At 70.9% G+C, this 8,620-nt stretch carries 6 protein-coding genes; all 6 read left to right on the forward strand.

The annotated features are described in order from the left end of the window. Positions 1-31 precede the first annotated feature (31 nt). From ACFV2X_RS13460 to ACFV2X_RS13485, 6 genes are read left to right on the forward strand one after another with little or no spacing between them, the layout of a single operon-like run. A complete protein-coding gene (locus tag ACFV2X_RS13460) occupies positions 32-1,477 on the forward strand; it encodes a polysaccharide lyase family 1 protein (protein ID WP_385615373.1) in 1,446 nt (481 codons plus the stop codon). A 9-nt stretch (positions 1,478-1,486) separates the two neighbouring features. After that, on the forward strand, positions 1,487-2,662 hold the full coding sequence (locus ACFV2X_RS13465) for a Gfo/Idh/MocA family protein (RefSeq protein ID WP_385615376.1): 1,176 nt from the start codon (positions 1,487-1,489) through the stop codon (positions 2,660-2,662). Next, positions 2,659-3,540 (forward strand): PmoA family protein, encoded by an 882-nt coding sequence (locus ACFV2X_RS13470; RefSeq protein WP_385615379.1) that lies wholly within the window; start codon positions 2,659-2,661, stop codon positions 3,538-3,540. Before ACFV2X_RS13465 ends, ACFV2X_RS13470 begins: the two co-directional genes overlap by 4 nt. Further along, positions 3,537-5,114: a glycoside hydrolase 43 family protein gene (locus ACFV2X_RS13475; protein WP_385615382.1), complete on the forward strand. Its 1,578-nt coding sequence runs from the start codon at positions 3,537-3,539 to the stop codon at positions 5,112-5,114. The genes ACFV2X_RS13470 and ACFV2X_RS13475 overlap by 4 nt, the downstream gene beginning before the upstream one ends. Beyond that, on the forward strand, positions 5,111-7,153 hold the full coding sequence (locus ACFV2X_RS13480; protein WP_385615384.1) for a pectinesterase family protein: 2,043 nt from the start codon (positions 5,111-5,113) through the stop codon (positions 7,151-7,153). Before ACFV2X_RS13475 ends, ACFV2X_RS13480 begins: the two co-directional genes overlap by 4 nt. 27 nt (positions 7,154-7,180) lie before the next feature. Next, the gene (locus tag ACFV2X_RS13485; protein ID WP_385615387.1) at positions 7,181-8,521 is read left to right on the forward strand and encodes an ABC transporter substrate-binding protein; all 1,341 of its coding nucleotides are present in this window, start codon (positions 7,181-7,183) and stop codon (positions 8,519-8,521) included. Positions 8,522-8,620: the final 99 nt, after the last annotated feature.

The following is an 8,620-nucleotide window of genomic DNA, read 5'->3' on the forward strand; positions in this document are numbered from 1 at the left end:
GTACGACTCTCGCGGACAAGGAGGTCCGAAGATGCGCATGGCGCACCCCCAGGGACGGGGGGTTCCAGCGAAATCGCGCGCGAAGCGCACGGGGTGGACCCGGCTCGGTACGACGGCGCCGGCCGCCGCCGCGCCGGCCGCCGTGCTGATCGCGCTGGCCCTGCCCGCCGGGGCGCAGGCCGGGCCGCCCGCGCCCAGCCACGACTACGGCCGTGAGTCCGCCCCCGCCCCCGGCCGTGACCTCGGCCGTGACCTCGGCCGTGACCTCGGGCGCGAGGTGCTCGGGGCGGACGACGGATGGGCGGCGGAGGGCGCCGGGACCACCGGCGGGGCCGCGGCCGACGACGCGCGGGTGTTCACCGTACGGACCCGGGCACAGCTGGCCGCCGCGCTGGACGGCGGCAGCCCCGTACCGAAGATCATCTACGTCCGGGGGACCATCGACGCCAACACCGACGGCCAGGGGCGCCCGCTGAGCTGCGCGGACTACGCCACCAACGGCTACACCACGAAGAAGTACCTGACCGCCTACGACCCCCGCACCTGGGGCGGGCAGAAGCCCTCCGGCCCGCAGGAGGAGGCCCGCGCGGCCTCCGCCGCGCGCCAGGCGGAGCGGGTCGAGCTGGCCGTCGGCTCCAACACCACCCTCGTGGGCCTCGGCCGGGACGCCGTCCTCAAGGGCGCGAGCCTCCAGGTCAAGGACGCCTCCAATGTCATCGTCCGCAACCTCGAACTGCGCGACGCCTACGACTGCTTCCCCGTCTGGCAGCCCAATACCGGCGGCCTCGGAGACTGGAAGACCGCGTACGACAACATCTGGCTGCGCGGCGCCGGCCACGTCTGGGTCGACCATGTGACGATCAGCGACAAGGGACACCCCGACGCCGCCGAGCCCACCTACTTCGGCCGCAACTACCTGCGCCACGACGGGCTGCTGGACATCACCAACGGCTCGGATCTGGTGACCGTCTCCTGGAGCCGGTTCGCCGACCACGACAAGGCGATGCTCATCGGCAACGGCGACAGCGTCACCACGGACCGCGGCAAACTGCGGGTCACCCTCCACCACAACAGCTTCAAGGGCGTCGTCCAGCGCGCCCCACGGGTCCGCTTCGGCCAGGTCCACGTCTACAACAACGCCTACGACGTCCCCGAGGGCGCCGACTACCGCTACTCGTGGGGCGTCTCCACCGAGTCGCGGATCTACGCCGAGAACAACGCGTTCACCACGCCCGGCCACGTCGAGGCCGCCGACCTGGTCAAGAGCTGGAACGGCAGCGCCCTGCACCAGAGCGGAGCCGAGTTCAACGGCTACCCCGTCGACCTGCTGGCCATCCACAACTCGTACAACTCCGGCAGCGAACGCGACCTGGAGCCCGACGCGGGCTGGACCCCCGCCCTGCACGGCCGGATCGACGGCGCCGCGAAGGCGGCCAAGGACGTGGCGCGCGGCGCGGGCGCCGGACGGATCGGCTGAGAGGCGACCATGGAACCCACCCCCCTCGTACTCGCCGGGGCCCGCGGCCACGGCCGCTGGCACCTGGAGAACATCCGGCGGCTGACCGCCCAGGGCCTGGTCCGGCTCGCCGGAGTCTGCGAACTCACCCCCCTGACCGCCGAAGAGCTCGGCGCCAGCATCGGCACCCCCGAGCAGTCCGCCGACCTCGCCGACCTCGTCACGCGTACCGGCGCGCGGATCGCCATCATCTGCACCCCCATCCACACCCACGCCGACCTCGCCCTCGCCGCCGCCGGCCGCGGCGCCCACCTGCTGCTGGAGAAGCCCCCCGCGCCCTCGTACGCCGAGTTCACCCGCATGACCGAGGGCCTGGACAGACTCGGCACCGCCTGCCAGATCGGCTTCCAGTCGCTCGGCTCCCACGCACTGACCGCGATCCGGAAACTCATCTCCGACGGCGCCATCGGAGAGGTCACCGGCATCGGCGCGGGCGGCGCCTGGGCCCGCGACGAGGACTACTACACCCGCGCCCCCTGGGCCGGACACCGCTCCCTCGACGGCCGGGACGTCATCGACGGCGTACTCACCAACCCCCTCGCCCACGCCGTCGCCACCGCCCTGCGCATCGACGGCGCCGACCGCGCCGAGGACATCACCTCCATCGAGCTGGAGCTGTTCCGGGCCAACGACATCGAGGCCGACGACACCTCCTGCGTACGGCTGCGCACCACCGGTACGGATACGACCACCATCACCGTCGCCGCCACGCTCTGCGCCGAACAGCCCGGCGAGCCATACGTCCTGATCCACGGCGACCGCGGCCGGATCACCTTCTGGTACAAGCTCGACCGGGTGCTCCTGGAGCGCCCGGGACACGAGCCGGAGACCACCGACCACCCCAGGACCGACCTCCTGGAGAACCTGGTCGCGCATCTGCGCGACGGCACCGAACTGCTCGTCCCCCCACACCGCACCGGCGCGTTCATGCGCGTCGTCGAAGCCATCCGCACCGCCCCCGATCCGGTCCGGCTCCCCGCGGACGCCTGGCGCACCGAGCCGGGCATCGGCGCGGCGCCCTCGGCGAAGCGCCGCATCGTACCGGGCATCGACCGCCTGGTCGCCGCCGGCGCGGAACGCCTCGCCCTCTACTCGGAACTGCGCGCCCCCTGGGCCGCACCCCCCGCGGAGGTCCCCCACACATGAACCGTTCCCTGACCAACCGGCCCCCCTGCACCGTGCTGCGCTGCGACGGACGCCCCGTCGGCACCTACACCCACCGCCCGCAGCTCCCCGACATCCTCTCCCCCCGCCCGTTTCTGCACCCCGTACGGACCCTGGCCGGCATCACCGTCACCGAGTCGCGCCCCGCCGACCACCCGCACCACCTGGGCGTCGGCGTGGCCGTCCCGGACCTGGCCGGGCGCAACTTCTGGGGCGGCCGCACCTATGTGCGCGGCCAAGGCCCCACCGAACTGGACAACCACGGCTCGCAGCGCCACCTGGGCTGGCTGCTGCGCGACCCGGACGGCTTCGTGGAGGAGCTGTCCTGGGTCGCGGGCGGGCGGCAGATCCTGCTGGAGCGACGTACGGTCGCGGTGCGCGCCCTCTCGCACGGCGCCGACGGCTGCTGGGCGCTCGACTTCACCACCGCCCTCACCAATGTGACCGGGGAGACCGTCACCATCGGCAGCCCGGCCACCAACGGCCGCCCCGGCGCGGGCTACGGCGGCTTCTTCTGGCGCGCGCCGCGCCGCGCCGAGCCGCCGCGGGTCTTCAGCGCCGACGGCGAGGGCGAGGCCGCGGTGCACGGCAGACCCTCGGACTGGCTGGCGCTCGCGGCCGAGGACTGGACCCTGGTGTTCGCCGGGGCGACCGGCGACACCCGCGCCGACCCCTGGTTCGTCCGCACCGGCGACTACCCGGGCGTCGGCTCGGCCCTCGCCTGGGACCGGCGGCTGGCGATCGCCCCCGCCGACACCGTCACCCGGCGCATCGTCACCGCGGTCGCCGACGGCCGCCTGGACCGCCGGACGGCGGCCCGGATCGGGGCCCAGCTGTCCGACAAGGGGGCGACCGTATGAGCCCATCCGCGAACATATCGGCGAACACGTCGGCGAACGGGCCGGTGTGGCGGGCCGACCAGGGCGACGGCACGTACCGCAACCCCGTGCTGAACGCCGACTGGTCGGACCCGGACGCCATCCGGGTCGGCGACGACTACTACCTCACCGCCTCCAGCTTCGGCCGCGCCCCCGGCCTGCCGATCCTGCACTCCCGCGACCTGGTCAACTGGCGGCTCATCGGGCACGCCCTGGAACGCCTCGAACCCGAGGAGGCGTTCGCCGCCCCACGGCACGACTGCGGGGTGTGGGCACCCAGCATCCGCCACCACGACGACCGCTTCTGGATCTTCTGGGGCGACCCCGACACCGGCATCCACCAGATCAACGCCCCCGACCCGCGCGGCCCATGGACCAGGCCACATCTGCTCAAGCCGGGCAAGGGCCTGATCGACCCCTGCCCGCTGTGGGACGAGAACGGCGCGGCCTACCTGGTCCATGCCTGGGCCAAATCCCGCGCCGGGGTCAAGAACCGGCTCACCGGCCACCGGATGAGCCCGGACGGCACGGCCCTGCTGGACGAGGGCACACTGATCGTCGACGCGGACGCCATCCCCGGCTGGTTCACCCTCGAAGGGCCGAAGCTCTACCAGCGGGACGGCTGGTTCTGGATCCTCGCCCCGGCGGGGAGCGTGGAGACCGGCTGGCAGGGTGCGCTGCGCTCGCGGGACTTCTTCGGCCCGTACGAACACCGCACCGTCCTCACCCAGGGCCGCACCGACATCAACGGCCCGCACCAGGGCGCCTGGGTGGACACCCCGGCGGGCGAGGACTGGTTCCTCCACTTCCAGCAGCGCGGCGCGTACGGGCGCGTGGTGCACCTCCAGCCCATGGAGTGGGCCGAGGACGGCTGGCCCGTGATGGGCGACCGCGGCGAACCCGTCGCCACGTACCGCAAACCCAAGGCGGAGCCGCAGCCCTGCGAGGCCCCGGCGACCGACGACGGCTTCCCGGGCGGGCGGTACGGCCGCCAGTGGTCGTGGACGGCCAACCCGGCCCCGGGCTTGACCACCGCCCACAGCGGCGACGGCCTGTGGCTGACCTGCCATCGCACCGCGGACGCGGACGACCTGCGGCGGCTGCCGAACGTGCTGGTGCAGCGGCTGCCCGCGGAGGAGTTCACGGTGACGGTCGAGCTGTCCCTGCACAGCGAGGTGCCGGGCGCCAAGGCCGGACTCGCCCTCCTGGGCGACGCGTTCGGCTGGATCGGCCTGGAGCGTACGGCGAACGGAACCCGCCTCGTCCACCGCTTCGCCGATGTCGCCACCGAACGCGAACGAGACGCCGAACCCCCACGCGACGCCCCCGACGGCCGGGCCCACCTCCGGATCGAGGTCACCCGCGGCGCCCGCTGCCGCTTCCTCACCAACACGGGCACGGGCAACGACTGGCACCCCTCCGGCCCCGTCTTCGCCGCCACCCCCTGGCGCTGGGTGGGCGCGCTACTGGGCCTCTTCGCAACGGCCCCCAAGGGCCAGGGAACACCGGGATACGCCGAATTCAAAAACTTCCGCACGGAAGGAACAGCCCCATGAGGTTGTGGGCAATCGTCCCGCGGGGCGGGACGGGTGGGCACACCCCCACCCGCAGACGGCCACGCACAGTAAGCACAACGGCGCGAGCTCTCAGGACCACCTTCCTACTGCTGGCCACACTCCTGACGCTACTACCAGCGCTCCAAGCCCCCACAGCCCAAGCACAACCGCAAACCCCAGCCAAAATCTGGCCCGACACCCCCGACGGCTTCGCCGCCACCGCAGGCGGCACAACAGGCGGCGCCGACGGCAAAGTAGTAACCGTCCGCACCCAGCAAGACCTCACCGCGTACGCCGCCTCCCCCGACCCCTACACCATCCGCATCGCAGGCTCCATCGACGTATCCCCCTTCGGCTCCGACATCATCGTCGCCTCCAACAAGACCCTCATCGGCGTGGGCACCACCGGGGAGATCGTCCACGGCGAGCTCCACCTCAACCCCGGCACCCACAACGTGATCATCCGGAACCTCACCATCCGGGACAGCTATGTCGAGGGCGACTGGGACGGCAAGACCCAGGACTTCGACGCGATCCAGATGGACACCGTCCACCACGTATGGATCGACCACAACACGCTCACCCACATGGGCGATGGACTGCTCGACATCCGCAAGGACAGCGACAACATCACGGTCTCCTGGAACGTCTTCAAGAACCACAACAAGGCGTTCGGCCTCGGCTGGACCGACAACGTGACCACGAACATCACCGTGCACCACAACTGGTTCACCGGTATCAAGCAGCGCAGCCCGTCCGTCGACAACGCCGCCCACGCCCACCTCTACAACAACTACCTGTCCGCCCAGTACCGGGACGAGGACCCGGTGTGGACGTACGGCAACTGGTCCCGCGGCCGGACCAAGATGGTGATCGAGAACAGCTACTACGACGGGATCCGCCACCCCTACCAGGCCGACGAGACCGCCGAACTCGTCCAGCGCGGCAGCATCGCCCGCGACACCACGGGCCGCCACGACACCCGAGGCACCGCCTTCGACCCGCACGACTTCTACCCGTACCGGCTCGACCCGGCCGCCGCCGTGCCCGCCCTGGTGAAGAAGTTCTCCGGACCGCAGAACAGCCTCGGCACCGACACCGTGCTGCGCGTCGCGGCCGACGGCTCCGGCGACTTCGGTACCGTCCAGGCCGCCGTCAACGCCGTACCGTCGGGCAACGACGGCCGGATCACGATCGCCATCGCGCCCGGCACCTACCGCGAGCAGGTCCGCGTCCCGGCCGACAAGCCGCATCTCACCTTCCTGGGCACCGGACGGGACCGCGGCGACACCGTCATCGTCCACGACACCCCCGCCGAATACGGCGGCTCCACCGGCAGCGCCACCGTCCTGATCGCCGCGAGCGATGTGACCGCCCGCCACCTCACCTTCGTCAACGACTTCGACGAGGCCGCCCACGAGCTCAAGGGCGAGCAGGCGCTGGCCATGAAGACGACCGGCGACCGGATCGTGTTCACGGACACGGCCTTCAAGGGCAACCAGGACACCCTGATGACCGACAGCCCCAAGCTGACCACCGTCAGCCGCGTCTATCTCCGCGACGCGTACATCGAGGGGGACGTCGACTTCATCTACGGGCGCGCCACCACCGTCATCGAGCGCTCCACCATCAAGGCGCTCAGCCGCGGCAGCGACAGCAACAACGGCTACATCACCGCCGCGAGCACCTGGAAGGGCAATCCGTACGGCTTTCTCATCACCCGGAGCCGGATCGTCAGCGACGCGCCCGACCAGACCTTCCACCTCGGCCGCCCCTGGCACCCCGGCGGTGAGCCGGACGCCATCGCCCAGGTGCTGATCCGCGACACCTGGCTGCCCGCCGCGCTCAAGTCCTCTGCGTGGACGGACATGGGCGGATTCCCGTGGCAGGAAGCCCGTTTCAGCGAGTACCGCAACACCGGACCGGGGGCCGCCCCGTCCGCCGACCGACCGCGGATGACGGACGCCGACGCCGCGGACCACGAGGTAGCCGACTACCTCGCGGGCAGCGACGGCTGGGCACCCCAGACTCACCGCTAGGAGATGCGCACCATGCGAATAAACCCGATGAGAAAGCACCCGATACCAGCCGTACGTGGCGTCGCCGCCGTGGCCGTGACGCTCGCCCTCGCCCTGTCCGCCACCGCGTGCGGGGACGACGGGTCGAGCTCCGGGTCGGAGGGGTCCGGCAAGGGCAAGATCGTCTTCTGGGACAACAACGGCGGTCCGCGCACCGCGATCTGGAAGCAGATCATCGCCAAGTTCGAGAAGAAGTACCCGGACATCGAGGTCGAGTACGTGCCGATCCCGATCGCCGACGTCCAGTCGAAGTACGACACGGCCATCCAGGGCGGCGGTGACAGCCTGCCCGACGTGGGCGGCGTGGGCACGGCGTATCTGGCCAGCCTGGTCGCCCAGGACGCCCTGGAGCCGGTCACCGACCGTATCCAGGACAGCTCGCTCAAGGGCAAGCTGGTCAAGAACATGGTGGACAGCGTCCGCGCGGCCGGTGGCGGCGACGGCGAGGAGATGTTCTCCGTCCCGACCTCGGCCAACCAGGGCACCCTGTGGTACCGGACCGATCTGTTCAAGGCGAAGAACCTGCCCGCGCCGACCAGCTGGGACAACTTCTACAAGGCCGCTGAGGAACTGACCGACCAGGGCAAGAACAAGTTCGGCTTCACCCTGCGCGGCGGTGCCGGGTCCATCGCCCAGGCGATGGAGATGATGTACGCCCAGTCCGGGATCGACACCTTCTGGGACGGCGACAAAACCACCCTCAACGACCCCAAGAACGTCGCGGCGCTGGAGAAGTACGTCGGCCTCTACAAGAAGGTCACCCCGGAAGCGGACCTGAACAACGACTTCACGAAGATGGTCGCCCAGTTCGACCAGGGCGACATCGGCATGCTGCAGCACAACCTCGGCAGCTACACCGACCATGTGAAGGCGTTCGGCAAGGACAAGATCGCCGGTGTGCCGATGCCGCCGTCCGCCGAGGGGAAGCCGCGCACCATCGTCTCCAACCCGGTCGACGGCCTCGGCCTGTTCAAGGCGAGCAAGAACAAGGCGGCAGCCTGGAAGTTCATCGAGTTCGCGGCCTCCGCGGAGATGAACAGCCTCTGGAACGAGGACGTCGGCGCCATCCCGGCCAATGTCGACGCCGCGAACGACGCCTGGATCCAGCAGGCCCCGCCGACCAAGGCGGCGCTGCAGTCGCTCAGCGACCCGCAGACCAAGGTGGTGCAGCTGCCGTACTACCTGCCGGACTGGAACACCGTCAGCAAGGCGGACAACGAGCCGAACTTCCAGAGGGTGCTGCTCGGCAAGATGACCTCCAAGGAGTTCTGCGACAAGGTCGCCAAGGAGCTCAACGCGGCCCAGGCGGACTGGAAAGAGCACAACTGAGGCGCGTAAGCGTCGCGGGCCGGGCCCCCGAGCACCGGCGGCGCCCCCCCGCCCCCCCCCCCACCCCCAAACCCCCGCCGACCCGATTCACCCGTGCCC

Source organism: Streptomyces sp. NPDC059679, from assembly GCF_042734105.1.
GTDB lineage: Bacteria > Actinomycetota > Actinomycetes > Streptomycetales > Streptomycetaceae > Streptomyces.

Coding starts and splice junctions, on each gene's coding strand:
- ACFV2X_RS13485 (WP_385615387.1), top strand. CDS start 7,181: ATGAGAAAGCACCCGATACCAGCCGTACGTGGCGTCGCCGCCGTGGCC.
- ACFV2X_RS13475 (WP_385615382.1), top strand. CDS start 3,537: ATGAGCCCATCCGCGAACATATCGGCGAACACGTCGGCGAACGGGCCG.
- ACFV2X_RS13470 (WP_385615379.1), top strand. CDS start 2,659: ATGAACCGTTCCCTGACCAACCGGCCCCCCTGCACCGTGCTGCGCTGC.
- ACFV2X_RS13480 (WP_385615384.1), top strand. CDS start 5,111: ATGAGGTTGTGGGCAATCGTCCCGCGGGGCGGGACGGGTGGGCACACC.
- ACFV2X_RS13460 (WP_385615373.1), top strand. CDS start 32: ATGCGCATGGCGCACCCCCAGGGACGGGGGGTTCCAGCGAAATCGCGC.
- ACFV2X_RS13465 (WP_385615376.1), top strand. CDS start 1,487: ATGGAACCCACCCCCCTCGTACTCGCCGGGGCCCGCGGCCACGGCCGC.